This is a genomic window from Chelativorans petroleitrophicus (assembly GCF_025398195.1).
In the GTDB taxonomy this organism is placed as follows: Bacteria; Pseudomonadota; Alphaproteobacteria; order Rhizobiales; family Rhizobiaceae; genus Chelativorans; species Chelativorans petroleitrophicus.
Genome location: NZ_JAODNV010000005.1, coordinates 104,431 through 129,470 on the forward strand (window position 1 = coordinate 104,431; position 25,040 = coordinate 129,470).

Genomic DNA, 25,040 nt, shown 5'->3' on the forward strand with positions numbered 1-25,040 from the left:
CGAGTCTATAGACCCGCGCCTTCCTGTTTTCTGGCTGTAAGAATTTCCGCCATAACGCCACCAGAAAAGCTGCCGAACGTCTTCGCAGGACGGCGCCGGCTGTGCTATCCGGCGGCGTCATGGATGATCGGAAGACAGAGCCGGTGGTGCGCGGCAGCGAGCGGATATTATGGTTCGGACGCGGTGTCCGTGCCGCCTTCTCCGTTCCCGGCCTGATCCTGGCGAGCGCCTTCGTCGGGTTTGCGGGACTGGCGCGCGACGCAGGGCTGACGCTGGCGCAGACCGTCTTCATGACGGGCGTGATGTGGGCCTTGCCGGGCAAGGTGGTGCTGGTGGGGTCGATCATCGCCGGCAACGGTCTTCTGCCTACCGGTATAGCCGTGGCCCTCTCCTCGGTTCGGCTTGGGCCCATGGTCGTTGCCCTGATGCCGGAGCTGCGCGGCCCGCGAACGCCGGCCTGGGTGCTCTACGCGCTTTCTCATTTCGTCGCCGTCACCTCATGGGTGCTCGCCATGGAGCAGCTGCGGTATGTGCCGCGGCCGATGCGCACCACCTACTATGCCGGGCTTGGCGGAATGCTGTTGGCCGGTACCATGGTTGTGGTGGCGATCGTCTTCCTGGTGGCGGCGCGATTGCCCTCGGAGCTGTCGGCGGCGCTCTTCTTTTTGACGCCGATGTACTTTCTCACATCCCTCTGGGGCTCGGCGCGGGAACGGGCCGGCCATGTGGCCATGGTGTTCGGCCTCGCTCTCGGACCGCTCTTTCACGTGCTCGTTCCCGATTTTGATCTCCTTGCCACTGGGCTGGTTGCGGGAAGCGCCGCCTTCGTCTTGCATATTTTGCGTAAGCGGAGCGGCCGGGCGTGAGCTTTTCAGCGATCGAGGCCTGGTGGTGGCCCTATCTGTTCATTCTGGTGGCAGGCTGGCTGGCGACCGACTTCTGGCGCTTTCTGGGCGTGTATCTGGGCGGGCGGATCTCTGAGGATTCCGAACTACTGGTGTTCGTACGCTCGATCGCGACGGCTCTCGTCGCCGCGGTGATAGCCAATCTCGTGGTTTTCCCGAATGGGGCGCTCGCGGCTGTGCCGCTGTTTTTCAGGATTTTGGCCGCGCTCATCGGCTTTCTGGCCTATCTCGCCTTCGGCAAACGCGTTATCGTTGGCATCGCGATCGGCGAAATTGCACTCGGTGCGGGCATGTTGCTGACACAGGGATGATATAGCCATGCCAGCGTTCAATGATCTTCCACTGCTCTCTTCAGGATAAGAGTTTTCGGCTCTCCAAACCAGAAGCAAGCGTAACCGAACTGACTCAGTCCCGGCTCGCGACCGCCAGAAGTGATATCCGTCTATGAGTAAGCCATTGCCGATCAAGCAGCGCGATCTGTCCGCCTCGATTGAATTTGCACGGGAGCTGATCGGATGCGGAGCGCTTCTCGTTTTTATTTCAGCCGTATGGACCGAATGGGATGCTTACAGGTACGTGGCCTGTGTATGTTTGATCCCGGCCGCGATAAGGTATTTTCGCGATGAGTTTAGCAGGCCGGATGGGATTCGCGGCGGCTATATGGGGCTGCTCTGCTTGGGGTGGGGGATCTACGTCGCTCTGAGATTTGTCTTCGACTTTATGGTGTACCCGGAACAAGGGATTGGGACTTCGGAAGGCATCTACCTGTTTCCCTTCCTTTACCCTTTATCAGGTTTCGCCCTTCTGGCGTATATTCGCAGACCTTGGACTGCAGTCTCCGCATTCATCCTCATCAGCTTCGTGGCCGTTCTGTTTTCAGCTGATTTTGCCGCGATCGCAGAAGGGCGCCGCGCCAGTTTTGTCCTTCACGACAACCCGATTCATGCGGCTATCGCCAATGGTATTATGGTGCTTTGCATATTATCCTTTGCAAGCTACCTCCTGCGCGCGCAGAACCTGCAACTCGAGCTGAGGATCGGCTACGCATTTATTGCAGCTGCGGTCTTTCTCGTTGGCTTGATCAATATCTATGCCCTTAGATCCAAGGGTGTCTGGCTATCGCTGGCTGTCGCGCTTCCTGTTCAGCTCTTTCTCATCGTGGCCATCCATGGTGCTGCCAGACGAGTGCTCATCTTGATGGCGGGCATCGTCTTTATTGCGGCCGTGATTGGCACTTTCCTCGCTTGGGATGGCATTCGGGTTGTGGCCGGGGATACGGCACGGGCTGCCGCGCAAATAATCTCGGACATGTCCGGGGGCGCGGGCCTGCTTGAAAGCATGGATCGTGCGATTCAGGACTCTTCAACCCCGGCCAGTTTCCGTGAACGCCTGATGCTTTGGGCCAGCGCCATTTTGATTTGGATGAAAGAGCCGATCTTTGGCCAAGGCGTCACCTGGCTTTACGCGTGGCAAACGCGCACTTATCCGGACACTGCATTCAATCTACTCCACAATGGCTATTTGGAGATCGCTATCCGCTATGGAATCGTGGGTCTCGCCTTCTACGCGGCACTCTTCATCTGGGCGATCAGACAGGTCTGGCGCGCCAAACGCGAAGGTCTAATCGATCCTGCAGCCCTACACGCCTATCTCGGCGTGCTCCTCTTCTTCTGCATGACCATCCTGACCAACTCGAATGTCCGCCTTGCGCTGGGTGAATCCTATATGTGGTTCTCGGCAGCCTTCGGCTTCTATTGCTTCTATCGTCTCCAGAGGAGCGGTTTCGTCAAAGCGCGGACATGGCTATAGAGGGCGAACTCCGCCCTCAACCTGCATACGCGTAGACGGCGCGGCGCAGATAGTCCTGCCCGCGGAAGAGAGCCGTGGGCAGGCGCATCAACAAGGGCAGCTTTGTCTGACTGTAGCCGGCGGGGGAGATCGTGGAAGCCGATTTGGCACCACGCAGGAGAGGGGCCTTCGTCGTCAGAACGCTTTCCCCATGCGCCCAGCCGCGCTCAAGGGCAATGTCATAGGGCAAGAACATCGGCAGCAAGGCGGTACGCAACGTCCTGGCGGAGGAAAGCGAGACGAGATAGCCCATTGCTGAGCCGAGCGGTCCGTGAATGCAGCGGCCGACTACGTCTCCCGCTTCGGTCTTCGCTTTGGCCACGAAGCCTTTGATGCGGTGGTTGTAGAGCTTCACGACACCGGGGGCGGGATCGAGTCGTGCCAAAGCCTCGATGCGCGGTACGAGATCGGCGAGGAAATCCGCATCATCCTCCAGGATGACGGCGAAGGGCCAGCCGGCCTCGATGACACGATCAAGCGCGCGCATATGGCTCATATAGCACCCGTATTCCCCCCCTATTGGGTACCGTCCATGCCAGAGACGAAATCTTCTCGCGTCAAAATCCTTCCAGTCGGCAGGATCGATCGCATTGCCATCTACAGCCGGCACGCGTTCAGGCACAAATCCCGCAGCAGCCGCGCGGGCCTGTAACGCTTCCCATCGGTCCCGCGAACGGTCCAGGTTGATGACAAGAACGGGAATCTGCACGGAGCGCCCGCCTCAAGCCTTCAGCGCATCGCGGATTTTCTGTGCGTTCTGCGCCAACACCTCTTGGTCTTCCATCTCGCCGGTGTGCGGGCGCAGCGGCACGCCCTCGAAGCGGGGGATGACATGGACATGCAGGTGAAACACGACCTGCCCGCCGGCCTGCTCGTTGAACTGATGGATCGTTACGCCCTGAGCATCGAACGCCTTCATGGAGGCGCGGGCCACCTTCCTGACGGTTCGCATCACCGCGGCGAGCGTCTCATCGTCAACGTCAAGAATGTTGCGCACGGGGCTCTTGGGGATGACAAGACAGTGCCCCTTGCCGCGCGGCATGATGTCCATGAAGGCGAGCGTCTGGTCGTCCTCATAGATCTTGTGCGCGGGCAGCTCGCCGCGCAGGATCTTGGCAAACGGGTTTTGCTCGTCATAGGCGCTGGTCGCCATCTCGGTCTCCTCAGTTGGTCCGGGTCAACCTTTGTGACCTGTCGCAGGCGCGGTCAAGCCCACCGCCGCCGCTCATGGGCCCTTCCTGTAAGGTGCATGTTCGGCCAGCATCTCGCCTATGGCCGCCACGTCGCGGCGCTCTCGTTCCAGATAGTCGGCGACGGCGCGCCTCAGGCCTGCATGGGCGATGTAGTGGGCCGAGCAGGTGGTGACCGGCAGATAGCCGCGCGCAAGCTTGTGCTCGCCTTGCGCGCCTGCCTCCACGCGCTTGAGCCCCTTGGCGATCGCGAATTCGATGGCCTGATGGTAGCACACTTCGAAGTGCAGAAAGGGGTGGTGCTCGATGCAACCCCAATTGCGGCCATAAAGCGCATCGGAACCGATGAAATTGATGGCGCCGGCAATGTAGCGCCCGCCGCGTCTCGCCATCACGAGCAGGATGTCCTCGGCCATCGTCTCCCCGATCAGGGAGAAGAACTGGCGGTTGAGATAAGGCCGCCCCCATTTGCGGCTGCCGGTGTCCATATAGAAGGCGAAGAAGTCATCCCACACCGCCTCCGTCAGGTCCGAGCCCGTGAGCCAGTCGATCTCAATGCCCGCTTCCAGCGCGGCGCGCCGCTCCTTCCTCAGCGCCTTGCGCTTGCGCGAAGCGAGCGTGCCGAGAAATTCGTCATACGAGGCGTAGCCTTCATTGAAGAAGTGGAACTGCTGGTCGGTGCGTCTCAGGAAGCCGGCATTCTCGAGAGCGGCCATGTCTTCGGGCAGCACAAAGGTCACGTGCACGGAGGAGATGCCCAACCGGTCCGCGAACGTGCGGAGCCCTTCGGCAAGGGCGGAGCGCACGGCTTCCGGCCGTGCGTTGCGGCTTACCAGGAGGCGCGGGCCCGTTGCAGGCGTGAAAGGCACAGAGACCTGAAGCTTGGGATAGTAGCGCCCGCCGGCGCGTTCGAAGGCGTCGGCCCAGCCATGGTCGAAAACGTACTCGCCTTGGCTGTGGGATTTCAGGTAGCACGGAACCGCGCCGAGCAGCGTCCCGTCGGCGCTCTCCAGCCGCAGATGCTGACCGAGCCAGCCCGTCTTGCCGGTGGCGCAGCCGCTGTCTTCCAGTGCCTTCAGGAAGGCACGGGAGACGAAAGGATTATAGGGCTCCGAGCCTTCCCGCGTGGTGCCGGAAAGGCTCGCCCATTCCTCGGGCGTGAAGGTGTCGAGGCTCTGCGCCACGGTGAGCGTTGCCGCCCCCTCGCTCTGCATGTCGCCTCCTGTCCTCATTGCGCTGAAACGTAGGTGAAGTGAAACGTTTCGTCACTCCGCCGGCGGCTCGAATCCTTCAAATGTCATCTGGTCGGCGTAGCGGAATGTGCGCTCCACGCCTTCCTCATTGCATACGGTCCAGCTGATGACGGGCATCGACAGCCGCTCGCGCAGGAAGGTTACAAAGGGATTGGGAAGATCATCCACGCAGTAGGAGGCGAAGCTGATCCCGTTGGCAAGCATCGAAAAATGCGCCTCTATAGCCGCTACGGAACGTCCCTCCGCCGTCAACCCCACCGGAATTTCGGCCGCGATCTTGCCGAGCTCCCTGATGATCCAGTGGTCGAAGGACATGAGAGCCACCTGCCCCGTATATCCTGAAAGGCAGGAGAGCGTCGCCTCCGCAAGGCCCGAATCGTGCCCTGCGATGCCTTTCAGTTCGATGACGACCGGAACCCGTCCGGCGATCACCTCCAAAGCTTGGGCGAGGGTGGGGATACGCTCCTCCGTGCCGCCCACCTTCAGGCTTGTGAGCTCAGCGGAGGTCCGCTGCCAGATCATGCCGTCCACGCCCGTAAGCCGGTCCAAGCATACGTCGTGGAAGATGATAGGTACGCCATCGGCGGAAAGCCGTACGTCGCATTCGATGGCATAGCCGCGCTCGGCTGCGGCCTCGAAGGCTGCAAGCGTGTTCTCCCATCGTACCCTGTTCATGTCATGAAATCCGCGATGGGCGATGGGGCGTGCTTTGAGCCAGGAGATGTCAACCATAGGATCCTCAGGCAATTTCGATCATGGCTTCGATTTCGACCGGCGCGTTCATGGGAAGCGCGGCTGTACCGACCGCCGAACGCGCGTGGCGGCCCCTGTCGCCGAGAGCGGCCACCAGGAAGTCCGACGCGCCATTGGCTACAAGGTGCTGCTCGGTGAAATCCGGCGTCGAGGCGACGAAGACGGTGATCTTGACGATGCGGCGGATGCGCTCCAGATCGCCGAGCGCAGCGCGGGCCTGCGCCAGCACATTGACGGCACACCATTTGGCCGCAAGCTTGCCGGCCTCCGTGCCCAGTTCCCGTCCCAACAGTCCCATGGCCATCAGCTTGCCGTCCTTTATCGGAAGCTGTCCGGAGGTGACGAGCAATCCCTCCGTTTCAACGGCGGGAACGTAGTTGGCCACGGCGGCCGCCGGAGTTGTTGGCAGTTCCACGCCAAGCTCCAGAAGCCGCTTCTCGATCGTATTACCCATTAATCCTACCTCGCTACCTTGCACGAGCGCCTCTGTTTTGCCACGAGCGAACTTCATCCGTGACTGACATGCGCGATGCGAATACAACGTTCCTAACCGGAGATCGCCTAATGCGCCTGCCGCGCGTCTTTCTCGCCTTCCTTCCCGCCATGGGCATCGCCGCTGCCGGCACGGCGGAGGCCCGAACCCTTCTGCCGCATCGCGCGGTGTACGATCTAGCGCTCGCGGAGGCCGAGGACACCTCAGACATTGACCAGCTTACCGGTCGCTGGGTATTCGAATTCTCCGGTTCCGCCTGTCAAGGCTATACCTTGAAATCCCGCATTGTCATGCGCTTTGACATGAGCGGCACCTTGCGCATTGTCGACCAGCAGGTGACGAGCTTCGAGGATGGGGCGGGCGAGACCTTCCGCTTCGTCACCAAATCCTTCATCGACCAGGATCTCGATTCGGAGGTGGCGGGCACAGCGCGCACCGGGCCTTCGGGCACCGTGGTCGAATACGACAAGCCTGAGCAGGTCAAGCGTTCGTTCGCGCCGGCGCTCTTTCCCACGGCGCAGCTCCGCGAATTGCTGGACAGGGCGGAGGCCGGCGAACGCTTTTACGAAACTGCCATCTTCGACGGAACGGAATTCACGAATGATGCGGTTTATGTCTCGGTGGTGGTGGGTGCGCCCCAGCCTGTAGGCCAGAACGATCCGGAAAGGAAGGTTCTAGGCGAGCTTACGGATGACCGTTTCCGGCCGGTGACTGCCGCCTACTTCGACGGCGAGGAGACTGATGGCGAGGAGACCAGCGACTACAATGTCAGCTTCAAGCTCCATGAAAGCGGCATCCAGCGCGACATGCTGATCCGTTACGCCGATTATTCCATGACGGCCAAACTGACCGATCTTGCTATCTTCGATACCGACACGGATTGCGAAAACGAAGAGGGGCAATAACTCGTCCTGAGCGGCGCCCGTGCGGTCAAATCGAACCCAGGCCTTGCAATTTCAGGCACGTGCCTCTATATGCGCGCCCATTCCACACGCGGACCATGGGTTCCAGTCCGGGAGACATCCGGGCTGACGCCTCCGGTGGCGCAATGCGCCTGACGGTCCGCGGAGGTTCAACCGGAAAGGAAAATAGGATGGCTCTGCCTGATTTCAGCATGCGTCAGCTTCTTGAGGCTGGCGTTCACTTCGGACACCAGACACATCGCTGGAACCCGAAGATGGCTCCCTACATCTTCGGCTCGCGCAACAACATCCACATCATAGACCTGAGCCAGACGGTGCCGCTTCTGCACCAGGCCCTGAAGGCCGTTTCCGATACGGTGGCTCGCGGCGGCCGCGTGCTTTTCGTGGGCACGAAGCGCCAGGCCTCCGAGATCGTGGCCGACTCGGCCAAGCGCTGCGCGCAGTACTATGTGAACGCGCGCTGGCTGGGCGGCATGCTGACGAACTGGAAAACCATCTCCAATTCGATCCAGCGTCTGCGCCGTCTGGATGAGATGCTTGCCGGCGACACGCAGGGCCTCACCAAGAAGGAGCGGCTCAACCTGGAGCGCGAGCGCGACAAGCTGGAGCGTGCCTTGGGCGGCATTCGCGACATGGGCTCGACGCCGGACATGATGTTCGTCATCGACACCAACAAGGAAGCGATTGCGGTGCAGGAAGCGCGCCGGCTTGGCATTCCGGTGGTCGCCATTCTCGACTCGAACTGCGATCCAGATGTGGTCGATTACCCGATCCCGGGCAATGATGATGCCGCGCGCGCCATTTCGCTCTACTGCGATCTGATCGCCAAGGCTGCCATCGACGGCATCGAGCGCCAGCAGGGTGCTCTGGGCATCGATATCGGTGAATCCGCGGAAGCGCCGGCCGAGCCCGCGCTTGAGGAAGTACCTGCCGCCGAAGCGGCTTCCGAGCCTGCGCTTTCGGAAGAAGTAGAAACCGATAGCAATTGAGGAACGGTCCTGCGACCGGGGCCTTTTCTCCGGGGGCGGATCCCTGGAACGAATTCGTTTAAGAGGCGACGATGAGCATTTCAGCAGCATTGGTCAAGCAACTGCGCGAGATGACAGGCGCGGGCATGATGGACTGCAAGACCGCGCTTTCCGAAACCGGAGGCGACCTGGAGGCGGCTGTCGACTGGCTGCGCAAGAAGGGTATCTCCAAGGCTGACAAGAAGTCCGGCCGCACAGCGGCCGAGGGGTTGGTCGGCGTGGCCTCGGAGCCACAGAGCGCCGTTGTGGTCGAGGTGAATTCCGAGACGGACTTCGTGGCACGCAATGAATCTTTCCAGACCCTCGTGCGCGACATTGCCAATGTGGCGCTCGGTACCGACGGCAGCGTAGAGGCCGTGGCCAATGCCACCTATCCCGATGGCGGCAAGTCGGTCGCGGACACGATCCGCGAAGCGATCGCCACGATCGGTGAGAACATGACGCTTCGCCGGGCTGCGAAACTCACCGTTGGCAAGGGTGCGGTTGCCACCTATGTCCACAATGCCCTGGCGGAGGGACTCGGCAAGATCGGCGTTCTTGTGGCCATCGAGACCGAGGGAGACGCCGAAGCGGCGCGGAACTTCGGGCGGCAGGTCGCCATGCATGTGGCTGCCACCAGCCCGCTTGCGCTGACGGAAGCGGAGATCGATCCTGCGCTCGTAGAGCGGGAGAAGGCGATCTTCTCTGAGCAGGCGCGCCAGTCCGGCAAGCCGGAGAACATCATCGAGAAGATGGTGGAAGGCCGGCTGCGCAAGTATTTCGAAGAGGTCGTCCTGCTCAAGCAGGCCTTCGTCATCAACCCGGACCTCACCGTAGAAAAGGCATTGAAGGAGGCGGAGAAGGAGATCGGCGCGCCCGCGACGATAACCGGCTTCGTGCGCTTTGCGCTCGGTGAGGGCATCGAACGGAACGAGACGGATTTCGCTGCCGAAGTGGCTGCCGCCGTCAAGTCCTGATTTCTGACGTTCCCGAGGGGCGGGAGAAAGGGCATCGCGTGACAACGCGATGCCCTTCGTGTAGGCGATAGACGACTGTAGAGGCCGCTGCGGGCGTTCGGCATTGCTGCCCGCACAGGCGGAAAGGAGATGAGCGGCTTGACCTCCCCGAAATACCGACGTGTCATCCTCAAGGCTTCAGGTGAAGCGCTGATGGGAAGCCAGGGCTTCGGCATCGACGTATCCGTTGTCGATCGCATCGCAGCAGATATTGCTGAGGCGCGTGAACTGGGCGTAGAGGTCGGCGTCGTGATCGGCGGCGGCAACATCTTCCGCGGGGTGGCGGTCGCCTCCAAGGGCGGAGACAGGGTGACCGGCGACCACATGGGCATGCTCGGCACCGTCATCAATTCGTTGGCGCTCAGGACGTCGCTCGTCAAGATCGGGGTCGATGCGGTCGTGCTGTCGGCCATCGCCATGCCGGAGCTTTGCGAAAGCTTCTCGCAGCGTCAGGCCACCGCCTACATGAACGAGGGCAAGGTGGTCATCTTTGCTGGGGGGACCGGGAACCCCTTCTTTACCACAGACTCGGCAGCCGCTCTTCGGGCGGCCGAGATCGGTGCCGATGCCCTGTTCAAGGGCACGCAGGTCGATGGCGTCTATTCGGCCGACCCGCGCAAGGTGAAGGATGCGGTACGCTATGACCGCATCACCCATGACCAGGTGATGCGCGATAACCTCGGCGTCATGGACGCCGCCGCAATTGCCCTTGCGCGGGAGAACAACATTCCGATAATCGTCTTCTCAATACACGAAAAGGGTGGGTTCGGCGCTATTCTGCGCGGCGAGGGGCTTTGCACCGTCGTCGGTGATGCGCCAGCCCCGATCGGTGAGCGCAAGGAGGCATGATATGCCCGACGGTATAGATTTCAAGGATCTCGCCCGCCGTATGGATGGAGCGGTCAACGCTTTCCGGCACGACATCGCCTCGCTCAGGACCGGCCGGGCCTCGGCCAATCTGCTCGATCCGGTTCACGTCGAGGCTTACGGGGCCTCCATGCCTATAAACCAGCTTGCGACGATCTCCGTGCCGGAGCCGCGCATGATTTCCGTGTCGGTGTGGGATCAGAGCCTCGTTCAGGCGGTGGACAAGGCCATCCGAGAGGCCAATCTCGGCTTCAACCCGATCGTCGAGGGTTCTACCCTGCGCATTCCGCTTCCCGAGCTCAATGAGGAGCGGCGCAAGGAATTGGCAAAGATCGCGCATCAATATGCCGAAAACGCCCGCGTGGCCGTGCGTCATGTTCGCCGCGACGGAATGGAGCATCTCAAAAAGGCCGAAAAGGAAGGCGAAATCAGCCAGGATGAGATGCATGCCCAGTCCGAGCGCGTGCAGAAGATGACGGATGAGAGAATCATCGCGATCGACAAGCTTCTCGCTGAGAAGGAAGCGGAGATCATGCAGGTTTGACCTCACGCCGGGCGGGCCGCCGAGACAAGGGGGAAGAACAGGTGAAGCCCGCGCATGTCGCAATCATCATGGACGGCAATGGCCGCTGGGCGCGTGCGCGCGGCCTGCCGCGAGCCGCCGGGCACCGCGCTGGGGTCGAGGCGCTGCGGGGTGTGGTGCGCGCGGCCGGCGAGATGGGCATCGAATGGCTCACCGTCTATGCCTTTTCGTCGGAAAACTGGTCACGGCCCAAGTCCGAAATCTCCGATCTCATGGGGTTGCTGCGGCTTTTCATCCGGCGTGATCTTGCCGAACTGCACCAGAACGGCGTGCGCGTTCGGATCGTAGGTAGCCGCGAGGGGTTGGAGCCCGACATTGCAGCGCTTCTGATGGAGGCGGAGGCGCTTACCGCCAACAACACCAATATGAATCTGGTGGTCGCGTTCAATTACGGCGCGCGTGACGAGATCGTGCGGGCCGCACGGGCGCTGGCCATGGATGCCAGGGCAGGGCGGATCGACCCGGAGCAGATTACCGCGGAGGATTTCGAGGCCCGTCTCGATACGGCGGGCATTCCCGATCCCGATCTCATCATCCGGACGAGCGGAGAGCTGCGTCTGTCCAACTTCCTCCTGTGGCAGGCCGCCTACGCGGAATTCGTGTTCCTGCCGTGCAACTGGCCGGATTTCGGCCCAGCCGATCTCGCCGCCGCCGTTGACGTATTCGAGCGGCGCGACCGGCGCTTTGGCAGCTTGGCGCCGCAAGAAGCCGTTTCATGAGCAAGGGGAAGCCGCAGGCCGATTCGAGCGGCAAGAACCTGCGCTTGCGGATTGCGTCCGCCCTTGTGCTGGGCACTGTCGCGCTGGCTGTCACTTTTCTTGGCGGCTTCGCGTTCCGGCTTTTCGCGGCGGGCGCGGCCGCAATCGTCTTCCACGAATGGACGGCTATGCACCGCCCGCCCGTTCGCGCCCACGCGATCTTCTCCCGGCTTGCGCTGGCCGTGGTGCTTGCGCCGATGCTGGCGGGAATCGAGCCGCCGCTGTCTCTTGCTGTTGCGGGGGCGGCCATTCTGGCAGTCCTGCTTTCCGGGCTCTTGACCGCGGGCGGCCCCTGGAATGCAGCGGGGCTTGCCTATGCCAGCTTGCCGGCTCTGGCGCTCGCGCATCTGCGCGGCAGCGACCTTCCGGGCCTCCTCGCCATACTCTTCCTTTATGCGGTCGTTTGGGTGACGGACATTTTTGCCTATTTCGTGGGCCGTGCTCTCGGCGGTCCCAAGCTTGCGCCGTCGATTTCCCCCGGCAAGACATGGAGCGGAGCGGTGGGCGGGCTTCTCGGAGGGGCGGCCGCCGGCACCGCGCTGGCGCTTGCAGCTGGCGTGCGGCTTCCGCTGACTGCTGTTCTGGTCCTCGCCCTCCTTCTTTCGGCGGTTTCGCAGGCGGGCGACCTTTTCGAATCCGCGGTGAAGCGGCGTCAGGGCGTGAAGGATTCAGGTACGCTTATTCCCGGCCACGGCGGAGTTATGGATCGTATCGATGGTCTGGTGGCAGCGGCCCTCGGCTTCTATCTTTTCGGGATGATGTATTCGGGTTTCGTCATGCCGGCCGGTTTCTTCTCCCGGTAAAGGGTGCTAGAGGCTGACGGTTCTCCGTACTAACGGCATCTTTCACGGTGCCACGGATTTGCCGCCTTTGGTTCCAGATTGGCAGGAGGCGGTATCTAGGCACGGATCCAGGCAAGGGCAGAACTTGGGCGACGTAGCATTTCCCCTTTTTGGTTTCGGGTCGTTCCTGATGGGGACGATTGTGCCGTTCCTTTTCGTCCTCACCGTCGTCGTGTTCGTGCACGAGATGGGCCATTATCTCGTCGGGCGGTGGTGCGGCATCGGGGTGAGGGCCTTTTCGATCGGTTTCGGGCCGGAGCTTCTCGGCTTTACGGACCGCAGCGGCACGCGTTGGAAACTTTCAGCGATCCCCCTCGGCGGCTACGTCAAGTTCGTGGGCGATGTGGGCGCGACCAGCAAGCCCGACGCCGATGCCCTTGACGATTTGTCGGAAACCGAGCGGCGCGAGGCCTTTCATTTGCAACCCGTATGGAAGCGGGCGGCCACCGTCTTCGCTGGCCCGTTCTTCAACTTCCTTCTCACCGTCGCTGTTTTTGCGGTGATGTTCTCCGTTTTCGGGCGCTTCGTGGCCGAGCCGATGGTGGCGGAGGTGAGGCCTGACAGCCCCGCGGCTGAAGCAGGCATCCAGCCCGGCGATCGTTTTGTTTCGGTCGATGGCGTTCCCATCGAAACTTTCGGGGATGTGCAGCGCATCGTTTCGGGCCGAGCCGGCGAGGCGCTGTCCTTCGTGCTGGAGCGTGATGGAAGACAAATCACCGTCACGGCCACGCCCGAACCGACGGAGGTCGAGGACGCGCTTGGAAACAAGATCCGCATCGGTGTCATCGGCGTTGTGAACAACGAGGCGCTCGGCCAGCCGCGGCGGATCGAATACGGTCCGATCGAAGCTTTGGCCGCAGGTGTCGAGGAAACGTGGAGCATCATTCTTCGCACCGGCTCCTTCCTCAAGCGCCTGGTGCTCGGGCGAGAGGACCGCTGCCAGCTCGGCGGGCCGGTCAAGATTGCCGATATGGCGGGCAAGGCCGCGGACCTCGGTTTCGTCTGGCTCATACAACTCGTCGCGCTTCTGTCCGCGGGCATCGGGATCCTGAACCTCTTACCCATACCTCCGCTCGACGGCGGACATCTCCTGTTCTACGCCATGGAGGCAGTGTTGCGCCGTCCCGTGCCCGAACAGGTCATGGAGGTGGTCTATCGGGCGGGGATGCTGATGGTGTTGGTATTTATGGGTTTTGTTTTCTGGAACGATCTGTTTGGATGCTAAACGGGGGCGATTCGGGCATCCGTTGATGTCGCGTTTACCACAGCGAGCGATTGGCGTGGCCGGAATGCCACGGCCGACTTTTCGGTAAATGCAAATTAACCGGAAGCCTTGCGTGTATGGAAATTCGAGGTAATAGGGGTAAGCGATTGCCCGTGTGTCCGGATTTTCTCGCATTGGGGACAACGAGAACAGAAGGTTTTTAGGCCCGATGAAGGCAATTTCCAGATTGATGAACGCCGCCTCCGCTGCGGCGCTGTCTGCAGGTCTCGTTGTGGGAGGGGTATCGGCGGTTCAGCTCGCCGCTACGGTTTCGGCCGAGGCGGCGACGGTGAGCCGGATCGAGGTGCGCGGCAATAGGCGCGTGGACGCGGACACGATCCGCGATCAGGTGGGCATTCGCCCCGGGCAGTCCTTCACCGGCGCTGACGTGAACGAGGCGGTCAAGCGCCTGTTCGCGACCGGCCTGTTTGCGGACGTTTCCATCACGCAGTCCGGCGGCACACTCGTCGTGACGGTCGAGGAATATTCGATCGTCAATCAGGTGCTCTTCCAGGGCAACCGCAAGATCAAGGACCGCAGCCTTGCCCAGGCCATCCAGCTTCAGCCCCGCAGCGCCTTCTCGGGCCCGCTGCTGGAGAGCGATGCGGAGGCGATCCGCGAGGCTTACCGCCGGATCGGCCGTGACGAGGCGACGGTGACCACCGAGGTTCAGGACCTTGGCGAAGGGCGGGTCAACGTCATCTTCAATATTGACGAGGGCGACCGGACGAAGATTGCCGCGGTCAAATTCGAGGGCAACTCTGCCTTCAGCGATCGGCGTCTGAGAGATGTGGTCTCGACCAAGCCATCCAATCCGCTTTCCTTCCTCACGCGCAACGACATCTATGACGAGAACCGTCTGCGCGCCGACGAGGAGGCGCTGCGGCGCTTCTATTACAACCGCGGCTATGCGGATTTCCGCGTCATCTCTTCCTCGGCCGAACTGGTCGACAACAAATACACCGTCACTTTCGTGGTCGACGAGGGCGAGCGCTATACGTTCGGCAACGTCGCCATCGAATCGACCATTCCCGACGTCGATGTCGAAAGCCTCAAGCGCGAGCTGAAGACGCGCAGCGGCGCCGTCTACAGCGCCGAAGATGTGGAAAAGTCCCTTATCAGCCTCACCGAGCGTCTGGCAGGCTCTGGCTATGCCTTCGCCGAGGTCACGCCGCGCGGCAATCGCAACTTCGAGGCGCACACCATCGACGTCGTCTACTCGATCGATCAGGGGCCACGCGCCTACATCGAACGCATCGAAATTCGCGGCAACAACCGCACGCGCGACTATGTCATCCGCCGCGAATTCGACATCAGCGAGGGCGACGCGTTCAACCAGGTCCTCATCCAGCGCGCTAAGCGCCGGCTTGAGGGCCTTAACTACTTCCAGACGGTGAACATCGCCACCGTGCCCGGCTCGCAGCCCGATCAGGTGGTTCTGGTCGTGGATGTGGTGGAGAAGCCGACCGGCGAATTCTCCATCGGCGCGGGCTATACCACGGGAGGCACGTCCAGCTCCAGCGGCGGCTTCACCGTTGAAGGCTCGGTAACGGAGCGGAACTTCCTGGGACGCGGCCAGTATATCCGATTTGCCGCGGCAGGCGGCGAGGACTCCCGCGACTACAGCTTCTCCTTCACCGAGCCCTATTTCCTTGGTCGGCGCATTGCGGCGGGCTTCGACATCTTCCGCAACACCCGGGAATTCTCGAATGCGGATGGCAACCGGATTTACGACCGCGAGGTCACCGGCGGGACGGTCCGCTTCGGCCTGCCGATCACCGAGGCTCTTACCACGCAGCTTGCCTATAACTTCACGCAGGAAGAGTACGAGCGTATCGGCGCCGTCGCGATTTCACCTTACATCCAGGACGCAATCAACCAGGGCGAGTGGACCAAATCCTCCGTCAGTGCCTCGCTGATCTACAACACGCTCGACAATCCGCGGCTTCCGCGTGAGGGCATCTACGCCAACCTGACCGCAGAGGTTGCAGGGCTTGGTGGCGATGCGGAGTTCGTGAAGGTGACCGGCCGCGCCGCTTACTATCAGACAATTTCCGAGCAGCTCGACCTTGTGGGCATGCTCTCGGTGGGGGGCGGCCATATCGTCAGCTTCGGCGACGAGTCCCTGCGAATCTTCGACCACTTCCAGAGCAACGATCGCATTATCCGCGGTTTCAAATACAACGGCATAGGTCCGTATGATGGGGCTACCGGTGATCATCTCGGTGGTACCACCTATTTCCACGCGACCGCGGAAGCCCAGTTCCCGATGCCTATTCTTCCGGAAAGCCTGGGCATAAGGGGCGCTGTATTTGCCGATGCCGCCACGCTCTATGACAGCGAGCTTACCGGTCTTGGAACCGTTTTGGGTACCGAGATGGAGTGGCGCGCATCGGTCGGCGCCAGCCTGATCTGGGCCTCGCCCTTCGGTCCGCTGCGCGTCGACTATGCCGAGCCGGTCGTCAAGGAGGACAGCGACCGCGTCCAGCACTGGAACTTCGGCATTTCCACCCGGTTCTAGCGGCTCAACCGTTTATCCGGGCCCGGCTGCGGCCCGGATGAGAAGGCGTTCATGAAGGAACCGGATTTCTTTATCCCGGCGCGCCGCTTCAAGGTGGGAGAGATCGCCGTCTTGACTGGCGCCCGGTTGGTGAATGCCGATCATGCGGAGGTTTCCATCCTTCGCCTCGCCCCCATTTCCGAAGGAGGTGAGGACGCGCTGGTGTTCATCGACGGCCGGCGCAACATCGGCAAGCTTACCGCCCTGCACGCGGCCGCCGTGCTGTGCCCGGAAGAGATGGTCGAAAGCGTGCCGGCGGGCCTCGCGATCTTGGCCACCGCCAAGCCTCAGCACGCCTTTGCCATGATCGCCCGGCTTCTTTATCCGGCGGCCACGCGGCCGCAGCCCATGACGGGTGAACGGGGCATTTCCGAACGCGCGGTCATCGCGGCGGATGCGAAGATTGAGAATGGCGTGATCGTGGAGGCGGGGGCCGTGATCGGCCCTGGCGCGATGATCGGGCGAGGGACGATCATTGGTCCCAATGCGGTGATCGGTGCCAACTGCACCATCGGCCGGGACGCCTATGTGGGTGCGAACGCCACTTTGCAATACGCGGTGATCGGCGACCGGGTCATCATTCATCCTGGCGCGCAGATCGGGCAGGACGGTTTCGGATTCCTTCTGGGGCCCGAAGGTCTGGAAAAGAATCCGCAGGTCGGCCGGGTGATCATCCAGGACGATGTCGAAATCGGCGCGAACACCACGATCGATCGCGGCGCGCTCACGGACACGGTCATCGGCGAGGGCACGAAGATCGACAATCTGGTTCAGATCGGCCACAATGTGCAGATCGGGCGCGGATGCATTATTGCCGGCCATTGTGGTCTTTCAGGCTCGGTCAAGATTGGCGACCATGCCGTGCTGGGCGGCCGGGTCGGGATTGCCGATCATGTGACCATCGGTGAGGGGGCTCAGCTTGCCGCCTCCAGCGGCGTTATGGACGACGTGCCGCCGGGCGAGCGCTGGGCGGGCCTACCCGCCAAGCCGATGCGCCAGGCGTTTCGCGAAATCGCCGCGCTGCGCAATCTCGTCGACGGAAAGCGGAATAGGAGCAAGAGGAATGGCTGACGGTGCGTCAACCAGTTTGGAAAGTCTGGACATTCTGAAGCTGCTCGAGCTTCTGCCGCAGCGTTACCCTTTCCTCATGGTCGACCGGATCATCGAGATCGACGGCGACAACTCCGCAATCGGAATTAAGAACGTCACGTTCAATGAACCGCATTTCATGGGGCATTTCCCAAGCCGCCCTGTGATGCCCGGCGTGCTCATCATCGAGGCCATGGCGCAGACGGCCGGCGCGATCTGCATCCACAGCACGGGTGGCGTTCAGCCGTCGGTGGTCTATTTCATGACAATCGACAGTGCGAAATTCAGGAAACCGGTCGTTCCCGGCGACCGGATGGAGATTCATGTGAAGAAGTTGAAGCAGCGCGGCAGCATCTGGAAGTTCTCCTGCGAGGCGATCGTCGAAGGAGGAAAGGTCGCCGAGGCGGTAATATCCGCGCTGATGACGGCTAACGATAAGGAGACGGGTGGGCCCAGTGTATGACGGCCGAGATTTTCATCCATCCTACGGCTGTTGTTGAAGACGGCGCGAAGCTGGGCGCGCGCGTCAGGATCGGCCCGTTCTGTTACGTCAGCTCGGACGTTACGATAGGCGACGATGTCGAGCTGATCAGCCATGTCACGGTGCTCGGGGGAACGACGCTGGGTGACGGCTGCCAGGCCTACCCCGGCGCAGTGCTCGGCGGTGCTCCGCAAAATCTGAAGCACAAGGGCGGGCGTACCACCCTGACCGTGGGACGCCGATGCGTGATCCGGGAAGGCGTCACGCTCCATCGCGGCACTGATGTCAGCCGCGGCAAGACGACGATCGGCGACAACTGCCTCTTCATGGCCTACAGCCATGTGGCACACGATTGCAGCGTCGGCAACAATGTGAGCATGGCGAATTACGCATGCCTTGGCGGGCATGTCGAGGTTGGTGACAACGTGATCATGTCAGGCTATGCGGCCGTGCATCAGTTTGTGCGTGTGGGCCATCATGCCTTCCTCGCGGCCTTCGCCGCGGTGAATGGCGATGTCATTCCCTACGGCATGGCAGTCGGCGATCGCGCCGAACTGCGCGGGCTGAACGTGGTGGGCATGAAGCGCTCAGGCATGCCGCGTTCGGAACTGATGCGCATCCGCCAGGCCTACCGGCTCATCTTCTCGCCGGAACGTCCCCTGGCAGAGAATATGGAAGAGGCACGCAGGGAATTCGGTGACTCCAAGCCGGTCATCGATATATTGGACTTCATCGGCAGCCGCGAGAGGCGGTATCTGACGCTTCCCGCGCGCGACGATGACGCCGATGCGGATGATGGCGCTGCAGCCTGAACGCACAAGCTTCGGCACACGCGATACAGGCGGACGTGTTGCCGTGATCGCGGGCAGCGGACTCCTTCCGCAAAATGTGGCGGACGGGCTTGCCGATCAGGGGCAAAGGCCGTTGGTGGTAGCCATCGAAGGCGAAGCCGAAATTGGGGATGCGCCTCAGCGCTATGACCTTCTCCCGGTTGCTCCGGAAGATCTGGGAAAAATATTGCCCGTTCTGAAGCGCAAGGGCGTCACGCATCTGGTGATGGCCGGCGGCGTGACGCGTCGGCCGCCGCTGCGCAACCTGCGTCTTGGCCTGGGCCTTCTCCTGCAGCTTCCTCGCCTTGCCGCAGCCTATGCCCGCGGTGACGACGGGCTGTTGCGTGCACTCGTCCGCATTGTCGAATCGCATGGAATCAAGGTGGTGGGGGCGCATGAGGTGGTGCCTGAACTTCTTGCGCCGGAAGGCGTGCTTACGAGAGCTAGGCCCACGCGTGCGGATGAGAAGGATATCGCCGCCGGCCTTGTTGCCGCGCGCGCTCTAGGGCGGCTCGACATAGGGCAGGGGGCCGTGGCTATTGGCGCGCGTACTGTCGCCCTGGAGGATATCGACGGGACGGACGGCCTGCTTCAGCGGGCAAAGGCGTTGCGCGGCCACGGCCGGCTGGCCGGCAAGACGCGCGGGGTGCTGGTGAAATGTTCCAAGCCCGGCCAGGAACTGCGCACCGACCTGCCTGCCATCGGGCCGCGGACGGTGAGGGATGCCCATAGCGCCGGGCTTGCGGGCATTGCGGTGGAGGCGGAGCGCAGCTTCATTCTGGATTGCAGCGAGACCGTGAGGCTGGCCAACGAACTCGGCCTTTTCATCGTCGGATTTGAGCGGGGACGGGAAGGGTGAGCGACAGAGCTGCGTTTAGACTTGCCGTCGTCGCAGGCGAAGAATCCGGCGACCTGCTCGGGGCCGATCTTGTCGCTGCCTTGAAGCGCCTGAGCGGACGGCCGGTCGAGCTCGTGGGAATCGGCGGCCGCCACCTTGCCGCCCATGGCCTCAAGTCCCTGTTTTCCGCCGATGAGATTGCCATCATGGGGTTCTCGGCCGTGTTGCGGGATCTTCCGCGGCTCATACGCCGTATCGGCCAGACCGCACGGGCGATCGTCGTCTCGAAGCCCGATTGCGTGATCACCATCGACAGCCCCGATTTTTCGCTGCGGGTTGCGAGGAAAATAAGGGCGGCCGATCCATCCATTCCCATCGTGCATTATGTCTGCCCCAGCGTGTGGGCCTGGCGCCCGGGACGTGCGGCGGCCATGCGGCCCCATGTGGATCACGTGCTGTGCCTTCTGCCTTTCGAGCCGGAGGAACTGCGCCGCCTGGGTGGCCCCGAGGGCACGTTCGTCGGACACCGGCTCATGAGCGACCCCAACATCCGAGAGGCCGCACTTGCACAGCTTACCGGCCAGGAACGGGGGGAGCGGAAGAAACTTCTCCTCCTGCCTGGCTCCCGCCGAGGCGAGGTGCGGCGTCTGATCGGTCCCTTCGGGGCGACGGTCGCCGCGCTCAAGGCGGCGCAACATGACTTCGATCTACTGCTTCCCACCGTGCCTCATCTGGTGCCGTTGATCGAGGCTGCGGTCGGGGATTGGCCGGTGAAGCCGGAGATCATCCTCGATCCCGAACGCAAGTGGAGCGCCTTTGCCGAAGCGGATGCCGCGCTTGCTTGTTCGGGCACGGTCGCGCTGGAGCTCGCGCTTGCGCGCGTGCCCTTTGTTAGTTGCTACAAGACGGATGCGATCGGCGCCGTTCTCGGCCCGCTTCTGATCAAGGTTTGGTCCGGGTCACTGCCGAACCTGATCGCTGGCTGGCCGGTCGTGCCCGAATTTTTCAACGAGTTCGTCCGTCCTGCCTATTTGGCTCGGCTCTTGCCGCGGCTTTGGGACGACACGCCCACGCGGCTCGCCCAGCGGGAAGGTTTCGCAGAGGTGGCCGCGGCCCTGGCAGTGCCAAAGCCTTCGGGCGAGATGGCGGCGGAGGTGGTGCTTGGCATGTGCGAGCGACGCCGCGCGCGGTCTGCCTAACCTACGCGCTCCATCAGTGCCTGTGCAGCCTGGGGCGCACGCACCTTTCCCTCGTGGATGAAGTAGACAAAGACATCGCGCGGCTTTGCCTCAATCTTCACCGTCTCGTCCGCAAGCGGCAGATCGCCCGGCATGCCTCCGGCAGCCCAGACCTTCGCCCGTTCGGCCCAGGCATCGAGATCGGCAAGCGCGTAGGCCGTCGGAATGGAATCCTGGCCACGCTGAAGCCGCGCATATACGAAATCGGCCGTGACATCCGCGATTTCCGGATAAGTAAAATGGTGCGCGTAGCAGATGGCCACCCGATACTTTCGCGCAAGGGCCGGGAATTCCGGAGTAACGAAGGAAGGGTGGCGCACTTCCAGCACATGCCGCAGCGGCACACCATCCTGCTTTTCAGGCAATAGTTTCAGAAAGGCTTCGAAGTCCTCGGGATCGAACTTCTTTGTCGGTGCGAACTGCCAGAGAATGGGGCCAAGCCGATCACCCAGTTCGGTGATCCCCGATCCGAGAAAACGCGAAAGCGACTCGCCCGCCTCGGCAAGCACCTTGCGGTTCGTCACGAAGCGGTTTCCCTTGAGCGAGAAGGTGAATCCATCCGGCACCTCGACCGCCCATTTGGCAAAGGTGGCCGGCTTCTGCGTGCCATAATAGGTTCCGTTCACCTCGATCGTGGGAAGCTTTCGGCTCGCATATTCGAGCTGCCGCTTCTTGGGCAGATCATCAGGATAAAACGTGCCTTCCCATGGCTCGAATGTCCAGCCGCCTATACCGGCGCGAATGGTGCCCGCATTGCTCATTCCGGCACATCCTCTATTTGCGAGCCGCTACCCGCCAATTATATCGCGCGGCTAACTCTGCACTTCCAGCGGGCTTTTCCAGCCGCTCCGGGGTCAGAAACTCCGACTGGACCCATTCGGGCGAACTCGCCTTGCAGAATTCCGTTTTCTTTCGAACAGTCATCAGGTCCCGTTTCGACAAACATCGTTTCCCGTCGAAGCAGGCCGGGGATTTGTCTGTCCGCAACGGACTGCTTTTTCAATCTTTCGTCGCAACCGCGATGCTGGGCAACCGGACGCCTGCTTCCGCAAAACCGGTTCGCGGGGCGTGTTCCTGCCTCGTCCTGTTTCGAGTTTATACCGCCTGCGGCATCAAATTGCGAACTGCGCCGCCGGATACACTTCAAGCCCCTAGCGAGCCATCAGCGTGGGCACCGTCATGCTCCGTAGCATCGCCCGGGTGACGCCGCCGAAGACGAATTCGGACAGGCGCGAGCGGCCATAGGCTCCCATAACCAGAAGATCGGCACCGGAGTCCGCAAGGCGGTTGGCGATGATGTCCGCATGCGTGAGGTCGCCGGCGGAGCGCTCGGCGCGCATGGTAACCTCTATGCCGTGCCTTGCCAGCGTGGCCGCGATTGCCGCGCCTGCGAAATTGGCATCCTGCTCCGGTGTGTCGGGCGCATCCACCGTAAGCACCTCGACCTTGCCTGCCTCCTTCATCATCGGAAGGGCATCGAAGGCCGCGCGCGCCGCCTGCTGGCTGCCGTTCCAGGCAAGCAGAACCCGTTTGAATGGCTGGCTCCGGCCGGAAAACGTGTAGGGGACCAGTAGAACGGGCCGTCCGCTCTCAAACACCAGTGCCTCGACATTCGCCGTGCTGCGCGCGTCGGCATCCGGATCGTTCTGCTGAGCGATCACCAGATCCACCGTGCGGGCGCTTTCGATGCCGGAGATGGCCGAATCGCCCGAGACGCTTTCATAGCCGCGCCATTCGCCCGTGACCCCTTCCGCGCTGAGGCGCTTGTTGAAGATCTCGCGCATTCGGGAATGCCGCGCCTCGGTTTCAGCCTCCAGGCCAGCATTGAACGCGACCACCGGGCCGCCCAGCGGGGCGGAGACGATGATGGGCAGCGCCTCGGCATGAAGGCCGATGACATGGCCTCCATGGCGAGCGGCAAAGGGCACGGTGAAATCCAGCACGCGCGCCGCATCCGCCTCGCTCTGAAGAATGGCAAGGATCGTTTTGCACGTCATTTGATGCCTCCATGCTGCAAGGCAGGCGTTCTGCTCCAGCCCGCCCGCAGATCAACGCTCGAGCATCACCTCCGGTTCAGCAGATTCTCGAGCATTGCCTCGACGGCGGCCTTGGCTGCCTTCAAAGCTTCTTCCGAACGTGAGCGTATCACAATCTCGGTCCAGAACGAGCCATCCTGATACTTGGGATAGGAGCCGATGATCGTTTCCGGATGGGTTCTCTGGATTTCGGCGAGCGGGCCGCCGATCGTGCCTTCCGGGAACGGGGAGGGGACGGCGACGGACAGAAGCTTGGCCCCCTTCTTCAGAGTTGGGGCTACCTCGTCCAACATGGCCTGAAAGATCGCCGGCACGCCCGCCATGACATAGACGTTAGCGATCCGGAATCCTGGCGCCACGGAAATCGGATTGCGGATATGCTCGGCACCCTTCGGCATGCGTGCCATGCGCTTCCGCGCATCGGTGAACGGGATGCCGCGCGCCGCGTAGTGCTCGTCCAGCAGGCGATAGGCTTCCTCGTCATAGTCGCAGGGAACGCCGAAGGCGGCTGCGATTGCATCGGCGGTGATGTCGTCATGGGTCGGGCCGATGCCGCCCGTGGTAAAGACGTAGGTGTTCCGCGCCCTCAGCGCATTCACCGCCTCGACGATCGCCGCCTGATCGTCAGGTACGATGCGCACCTCCTTCAGGTCGATGCCTAGCGCAGTCATCATGTCGGCCAGGTGGCCGATATTGCGGTCCTTGGTGCGGCCGGACAGGATCTCGTCGCCGATAACCACCATGGCCGCTGTAACGATTTTGCTCATCGCGTATTTCTCCTGACGCTCCGTCAGATAGCCGCATCAGCTTCATCCGGCAACGGACGGCGAATGGTGAACACTGTGTTGGCCAGGCAGGCAGTTTCATTGTCCGTTCCGTTCACTACATCGATGACGGCGGCGCACCAGCCGCATCATCAACGGAGCAGATGAGACATGGCCAAAATCTTGGTTCTTTACTATTCGAGCTGGGGACACATGGAAGCGATGGCCAAAGCGGCCGCTGAGGGCGCGCGCGAGGCTGGGGCGGACGTGACCGTCAAGCGCGTGCCGGAACTGGTGCCCGACGACGTGGCGAAGAACGCGGGTTACAAGCTCGACCAGGAGGCGCCCATCGCTGACCCGATGGAATTGGCCGAGTATGACGGCTTCGTGTTCGGCATTTCGACGCGCTACGGCATGATGGCCGCACAGATGAAGAATTTCCTCGACCAGACCGGGCCACTTTGGGCCAAGGGAGCGCTGCTCGACAAGCCGGCCACCGTCATGTCTTCAACCGCCACGCAGCATGGCGGGGCGGAACTGGCGCTCGTCTCCGCGCAGCTTGCTCTTCAGCATCACGGCATGCTGATCGTCCCGCTCTCCTATGCCTATCAGGGCCAGTCTGGCAACGACACGGTTCGCGGCGGCTCGCCCTACGGTATGACCACGACCACCGAATCCGACGGCTCACGCTTCCCCTCCGATCAGGAACTGGAGGGCGCCCGCTTCCAGGGTAAGCGGCTGGCCGAGATCGCCATGAAGCTCAAGATCGGCGCGCGGGCGCTGCAGGAAAGCGATTCCCGCAAAACGGCTTGAGCGCCGCGCCGCTACCTCCGCTTTCCACGGGCCGGGTCTGCGAACAGAAATCTGCCTCCGGCCCGTTGACCTTTTCCCCGGGAGCTTGGAAAAGCGGATGGACGCGGACGTGGCGGAACCGGTAGACGCAAGGGACTTAAAATCCCTCGGAGAAATCCGTGCGGGTTCGACTCCCGCCGTCCGCACCACTATTTCGCGTGCCGCGGCCGGCCGCCCGACCCCTGGCACGTAAGCCGCATCGATCACATTTTCGCGAGCCACCAGACGCGCGCAGCGATTAACACTTTTGTGGATGAACTGTGCCATCCTCGATGCCGCACAATGGGCGGAGAAAGTAGCCGCCCGGGCAGGGGGGTAGTTCCATGCGTAGCCAAGAGCGCGTCCAGCAGACGGCGGGCTGGCGGTTGGGCAGCCAAGTCGAACAATTGGAATACATACGGGCCATTGTCCGCGAACTGCGTGACATGACGGCGGCGGAACGTTTCGAGATGCTGACTTTTCAGCTCGAGATGGCCTATCTGGAGGCCAGCGACCAGCTGCGGGAGCTGCATGCGCAATCCGCTTCGGGCTCCCTGGCTGAGGATCCTGATACCAAGAAAGCACCACCACGCCACGGCGGTAAATCGTAGGAGCACACCCGGCCTGCCGCGCAAGGCGCAACCTGATACAACCTCTACCTGGCAACTCCC

27 protein-coding genes and 1 tRNA gene are annotated in these 25,040 nt (G+C 62.1%); 20 read left to right on the top strand and 8 right to left on the bottom strand.

The window, feature by feature from the left end; genetic code table 11:
• Positions 1 to 119: 119 nt before the first annotated feature.
• The 3 genes from NYR54_RS03960 to NYR54_RS03970 all read left to right on the top strand — a co-directional run bounded on the left by NYR54_RS03960 (position 120) and on the right by NYR54_RS03970 (position 2,714).
• Positions 120 to 866: an AzlC family ABC transporter permease gene (locus NYR54_RS03960; protein ID WP_261514215.1), complete on the top strand. Its 747-nt coding sequence runs from the start codon at positions 120 to 122 to the stop codon at positions 864 to 866.
• Positions 863 to 1,216 carry an AzlD domain-containing protein gene (locus NYR54_RS03965; RefSeq protein ID WP_261514216.1) on the top strand — a complete coding sequence of 118 codons (354 nt, stop codon included), beginning with the start codon at positions 863 to 865 and terminating at the stop codon, positions 1,214 to 1,216. Before NYR54_RS03960 ends, NYR54_RS03965 begins: the two co-directional genes overlap by 4 nt.
• A 145-nt stretch (positions 1,217 to 1,361) precedes the next feature.
• Positions 1,362 to 2,714 carry an O-antigen ligase family protein gene (locus tag NYR54_RS03970; RefSeq protein WP_261514218.1) on the top strand — a complete coding sequence of 451 codons (1,353 nt, stop codon included), beginning with the start codon at positions 1,362 to 1,364 and terminating at the stop codon, positions 2,712 to 2,714.
• A 16-nt stretch (positions 2,715 to 2,730) separates the two neighbouring features.
• On the opposite strand, the gene NYR54_RS03975 is transcribed toward NYR54_RS03970, so the two are convergent.
• The 5 genes from NYR54_RS03975 to NYR54_RS03995 form a co-directional block, all read right to left on the bottom strand.
• On the bottom strand, positions 2,731 to 3,462 hold the full coding sequence (locus tag NYR54_RS03975; protein ID WP_261514220.1) for a glycosyltransferase family 25 protein: 732 nt from the start codon (positions 3,460 to 3,462) through the stop codon (positions 2,731 to 2,733).
• Positions 3,463 to 3,474: 12 nt separating this feature from the next.
• Positions 3,475 to 3,906, bottom strand: coding sequence for an HIT family protein (locus tag NYR54_RS03980; protein WP_261514221.1), 432 nt, complete (start codon positions 3,904 to 3,906; stop codon positions 3,475 to 3,477).
• A 72-nt stretch (positions 3,907 to 3,978) separates the two neighbouring features.
• A complete protein-coding gene (locus tag NYR54_RS03985) occupies positions 3,979 to 5,157 on the bottom strand; it encodes a GNAT family N-acetyltransferase (RefSeq protein ID WP_423738561.1) in 1,179 nt (392 codons plus the stop codon).
• A gap of 51 nt (positions 5,158 to 5,208) precedes the next feature.
• Positions 5,209 to 5,928, bottom strand: coding sequence for a glycerophosphodiester phosphodiesterase (locus tag NYR54_RS03990; protein WP_261514223.1), 720 nt, complete (start codon positions 5,926 to 5,928; stop codon positions 5,209 to 5,211).
• A gap of 7 nt (positions 5,929 to 5,935) precedes the next feature.
• Positions 5,936 to 6,403 (bottom strand): RidA family protein, encoded by a 468-nt coding sequence (locus NYR54_RS03995; protein WP_261514224.1) that lies wholly within the window; start codon positions 6,401 to 6,403, stop codon positions 5,936 to 5,938.
• 110 nt (positions 6,404 to 6,513) lie between these two features.
• Here NYR54_RS03995 and NYR54_RS04000 point away from each other — a divergent pair, with 110 nt between their 5' ends.
• The 14 genes from NYR54_RS04000 to lpxB all read left to right on the top strand — a co-directional run bounded on the left by NYR54_RS04000 (position 6,514) and on the right by lpxB (position 20,699).
• On the top strand, positions 6,514 to 7,347 hold the full coding sequence (locus NYR54_RS04000) for an EipB family protein (protein ID WP_261514225.1): 834 nt from the start codon (positions 6,514 to 6,516) through the stop codon (positions 7,345 to 7,347).
• Between the two features lie 188 nt (positions 7,348 to 7,535).
• The gene (rpsB, locus tag NYR54_RS04005; protein WP_261514226.1) at positions 7,536 to 8,354 is read left to right on the top strand and encodes a 30S ribosomal protein S2; all 819 of its coding nucleotides are present in this window, start codon (positions 7,536 to 7,538) and stop codon (positions 8,352 to 8,354) included.
• A gap of 71 nt (positions 8,355 to 8,425) precedes the next feature.
• On the top strand, positions 8,426 to 9,349 hold the full coding sequence (tsf, locus tag NYR54_RS04010; protein ID WP_261514227.1) for a translation elongation factor Ts: 924 nt from the start codon (positions 8,426 to 8,428) through the stop codon (positions 9,347 to 9,349).
• Between the two features lie 129 nt (positions 9,350 to 9,478).
• A complete protein-coding gene (gene pyrH, locus NYR54_RS04015) occupies positions 9,479 to 10,237 on the top strand; it encodes a UMP kinase (RefSeq protein WP_261514228.1) in 759 nt (252 codons plus the stop codon).
• Position 10,238: 1 nt separating this feature from the next.
• Positions 10,239 to 10,799, top strand: a complete 561-nt coding sequence (frr, locus tag NYR54_RS04020) for a ribosome recycling factor (RefSeq protein WP_261514229.1) — start codon at positions 10,239 to 10,241, stop codon at positions 10,797 to 10,799.
• A complete protein-coding gene (locus NYR54_RS04025; RefSeq protein ID WP_261514231.1) occupies positions 10,796 to 11,557 on the top strand; it encodes an isoprenyl transferase in 762 nt (253 codons plus the stop codon). The genes frr and NYR54_RS04025 overlap by 4 nt, the downstream gene beginning before the upstream one ends.
• A complete protein-coding gene (locus tag NYR54_RS04030) occupies positions 11,554 to 12,399 on the top strand; it encodes a phosphatidate cytidylyltransferase (protein WP_261514232.1) in 846 nt (281 codons plus the stop codon). The genes NYR54_RS04025 and NYR54_RS04030 overlap by 4 nt, the downstream gene beginning before the upstream one ends.
• Positions 12,400 to 12,523: 124 nt before the next feature.
• Positions 12,524 to 13,663 carry an RIP metalloprotease RseP gene (gene rseP / locus NYR54_RS04035; protein ID WP_423738562.1) on the top strand — a complete coding sequence of 380 codons (1,140 nt, stop codon included), beginning with the start codon at positions 12,524 to 12,526 and terminating at the stop codon, positions 13,661 to 13,663.
• 208 nt (positions 13,664 to 13,871) lie between these two features.
• Positions 13,872 to 16,223, top strand: a complete 2,352-nt coding sequence (bamA, locus tag NYR54_RS04040) for an outer membrane protein assembly factor BamA (protein WP_261514234.1) — start codon at positions 13,872 to 13,874, stop codon at positions 16,221 to 16,223.
• 51 nt (positions 16,224 to 16,274) lie between these two features.
• The gene (lpxD, locus tag NYR54_RS04045) at positions 16,275 to 17,333 is read left to right on the top strand and encodes a UDP-3-O-(3-hydroxymyristoyl)glucosamine N-acyltransferase (RefSeq protein ID WP_261514235.1); all 1,059 of its coding nucleotides are present in this window, start codon (positions 16,275 to 16,277) and stop codon (positions 17,331 to 17,333) included.
• Entirely contained in the window at positions 17,326 to 17,814 is a 489-nt protein-coding gene (fabZ, locus tag NYR54_RS04050; RefSeq protein WP_261514236.1) for a 3-hydroxyacyl-ACP dehydratase FabZ, read from the top strand. The genes lpxD and fabZ overlap by 8 nt, the downstream gene beginning before the upstream one ends.
• A complete protein-coding gene (lpxA, locus tag NYR54_RS04055; RefSeq protein ID WP_261514237.1) occupies positions 17,811 to 18,644 on the top strand; it encodes an acyl-ACP--UDP-N-acetylglucosamine O-acyltransferase in 834 nt (277 codons plus the stop codon). Before fabZ ends, lpxA begins: the two co-directional genes overlap by 4 nt.
• Positions 18,619 to 19,521, top strand: coding sequence for an LpxI family protein (locus tag NYR54_RS04060; RefSeq protein WP_261514240.1), 903 nt, complete (start codon positions 18,619 to 18,621; stop codon positions 19,519 to 19,521). Before lpxA ends, NYR54_RS04060 begins: the two co-directional genes overlap by 26 nt.
• Positions 19,518 to 20,699, top strand: a complete 1,182-nt coding sequence (lpxB, locus tag NYR54_RS04065; protein WP_261514248.1) for a lipid-A-disaccharide synthase — start codon at positions 19,518 to 19,520, stop codon at positions 20,697 to 20,699. Before NYR54_RS04060 ends, lpxB begins: the two co-directional genes overlap by 4 nt.
• Here the strand turns inward: lpxB and NYR54_RS04070 are convergent.
• From NYR54_RS04070 to NYR54_RS04080, 3 genes are all read right to left on the bottom strand, one after another.
• Complete coding sequence (locus tag NYR54_RS04070) at positions 20,696 to 21,499, bottom strand: DUF72 domain-containing protein (protein WP_261514249.1); 804 nt, start codon at positions 21,497 to 21,499, stop codon at positions 20,696 to 20,698. The two genes, lpxB and NYR54_RS04070, sit on opposite strands and share 4 nt — an antisense overlap.
• Before the next feature lie 390 nt (positions 21,500 to 21,889).
• Positions 21,890 to 22,735, bottom strand: coding sequence for a universal stress protein (locus NYR54_RS04075; protein ID WP_261514250.1), 846 nt, complete (start codon positions 22,733 to 22,735; stop codon positions 21,890 to 21,892).
• 65 nt (positions 22,736 to 22,800) lie between these two features.
• Entirely contained in the window at positions 22,801 to 23,541 is a 741-nt protein-coding gene (locus NYR54_RS04080; RefSeq protein WP_261514251.1) for a competence/damage-inducible protein A, read from the bottom strand.
• Between the two features lie 168 nt (positions 23,542 to 23,709).
• Between NYR54_RS04080 and wrbA the strand changes: the two genes are divergently transcribed.
• The 3 genes from wrbA to NYR54_RS04095 all read left to right on the top strand — a co-directional run bounded on the left by wrbA (position 23,710) and on the right by NYR54_RS04095 (position 24,980).
• Positions 23,710 to 24,351, top strand: a complete 642-nt coding sequence (wrbA, locus tag NYR54_RS04085; RefSeq protein WP_261514253.1) for an NAD(P)H:quinone oxidoreductase — start codon at positions 23,710 to 23,712, stop codon at positions 24,349 to 24,351.
• 103 nt (positions 24,352 to 24,454) lie between these two features.
• Positions 24,455 to 24,539: transfer RNA gene (locus NYR54_RS04090), tRNA-Leu, on the top strand.
• 174 nt (positions 24,540 to 24,713) lie between these two features.
• A complete protein-coding gene (locus NYR54_RS04095) occupies positions 24,714 to 24,980 on the top strand; it encodes a hypothetical protein (protein ID WP_261514255.1) in 267 nt (88 codons plus the stop codon).
• Positions 24,981 to 25,040: the final 60 nt, after the last annotated feature.

Excerpts from the sequence above, each read along its gene's own strand:
- NYR54_RS03960 (WP_261514215.1), top strand. The coding sequence starts at position 120 with ATGGATGATCGGAAGACAGAGCCGGTGGTGCGCGGCAGCGAGCGGATA.
- NYR54_RS03980 (WP_261514221.1), bottom strand. The coding sequence starts at position 3,906 with ATGGCGACCAGCGCCTATGACGAGCAAAACCCGTTTGCCAAGATCCTG.
- NYR54_RS03985 (WP_423738561.1), bottom strand. The coding sequence starts at position 5,157 with ATGCAGAGCGAGGGGGCGGCAACGCTCACCGTGGCGCAGAGCCTCGAC.
- NYR54_RS03990 (WP_261514223.1), bottom strand. The coding sequence starts at position 5,928 with ATGGTTGACATCTCCTGGCTCAAAGCACGCCCCATCGCCCATCGCGGA.
- NYR54_RS03995 (WP_261514224.1), bottom strand. The coding sequence starts at position 6,403 with ATGGGTAATACGATCGAGAAGCGGCTTCTGGAGCTTGGCGTGGAACTG.
- NYR54_RS04000 (WP_261514225.1), top strand. The coding sequence starts at position 6,514 with ATGCGCCTGCCGCGCGTCTTTCTCGCCTTCCTTCCCGCCATGGGCATC.
- rpsB (WP_261514226.1), top strand. The coding sequence starts at position 7,536 with ATGGCTCTGCCTGATTTCAGCATGCGTCAGCTTCTTGAGGCTGGCGTT.
- tsf (WP_261514227.1), top strand. The coding sequence starts at position 8,426 with ATGAGCATTTCAGCAGCATTGGTCAAGCAACTGCGCGAGATGACAGGC.
- pyrH (WP_261514228.1), top strand. The coding sequence starts at position 9,479 with ATGAGCGGCTTGACCTCCCCGAAATACCGACGTGTCATCCTCAAGGCT.
- frr (WP_261514229.1), top strand. The coding sequence starts at position 10,239 with ATGCCCGACGGTATAGATTTCAAGGATCTCGCCCGCCGTATGGATGGA.
- NYR54_RS04030 (WP_261514232.1), top strand. The coding sequence starts at position 11,554 with ATGAGCAAGGGGAAGCCGCAGGCCGATTCGAGCGGCAAGAACCTGCGC.
- bamA (WP_261514234.1), top strand. The coding sequence starts at position 13,872 with ATGAAGGCAATTTCCAGATTGATGAACGCCGCCTCCGCTGCGGCGCTG.
- lpxD (WP_261514235.1), top strand. The coding sequence starts at position 16,275 with ATGAAGGAACCGGATTTCTTTATCCCGGCGCGCCGCTTCAAGGTGGGA.
- fabZ (WP_261514236.1), top strand. The coding sequence starts at position 17,326 with ATGGCTGACGGTGCGTCAACCAGTTTGGAAAGTCTGGACATTCTGAAG.
- lpxA (WP_261514237.1), top strand. The coding sequence starts at position 17,811 with ATGACGGCCGAGATTTTCATCCATCCTACGGCTGTTGTTGAAGACGGC.
- NYR54_RS04060 (WP_261514240.1), top strand. The coding sequence starts at position 18,619 with ATGCGGATGATGGCGCTGCAGCCTGAACGCACAAGCTTCGGCACACGC.
- NYR54_RS04070 (WP_261514249.1), bottom strand. The coding sequence starts at position 21,499 with ATGAGCAATGCGGGCACCATTCGCGCCGGTATAGGCGGCTGGACATTC.
- NYR54_RS04075 (WP_261514250.1), bottom strand. The coding sequence starts at position 22,735 with ATGACGTGCAAAACGATCCTTGCCATTCTTCAGAGCGAGGCGGATGCG.
- NYR54_RS04080 (WP_261514251.1), bottom strand. The coding sequence starts at position 23,541 with ATGAGCAAAATCGTTACAGCGGCCATGGTGGTTATCGGCGACGAGATC.
- wrbA (WP_261514253.1), top strand. The coding sequence starts at position 23,710 with ATGGCCAAAATCTTGGTTCTTTACTATTCGAGCTGGGGACACATGGAA.
- NYR54_RS04095 (WP_261514255.1), top strand. The coding sequence starts at position 24,714 with ATGCGTAGCCAAGAGCGCGTCCAGCAGACGGCGGGCTGGCGGTTGGGC.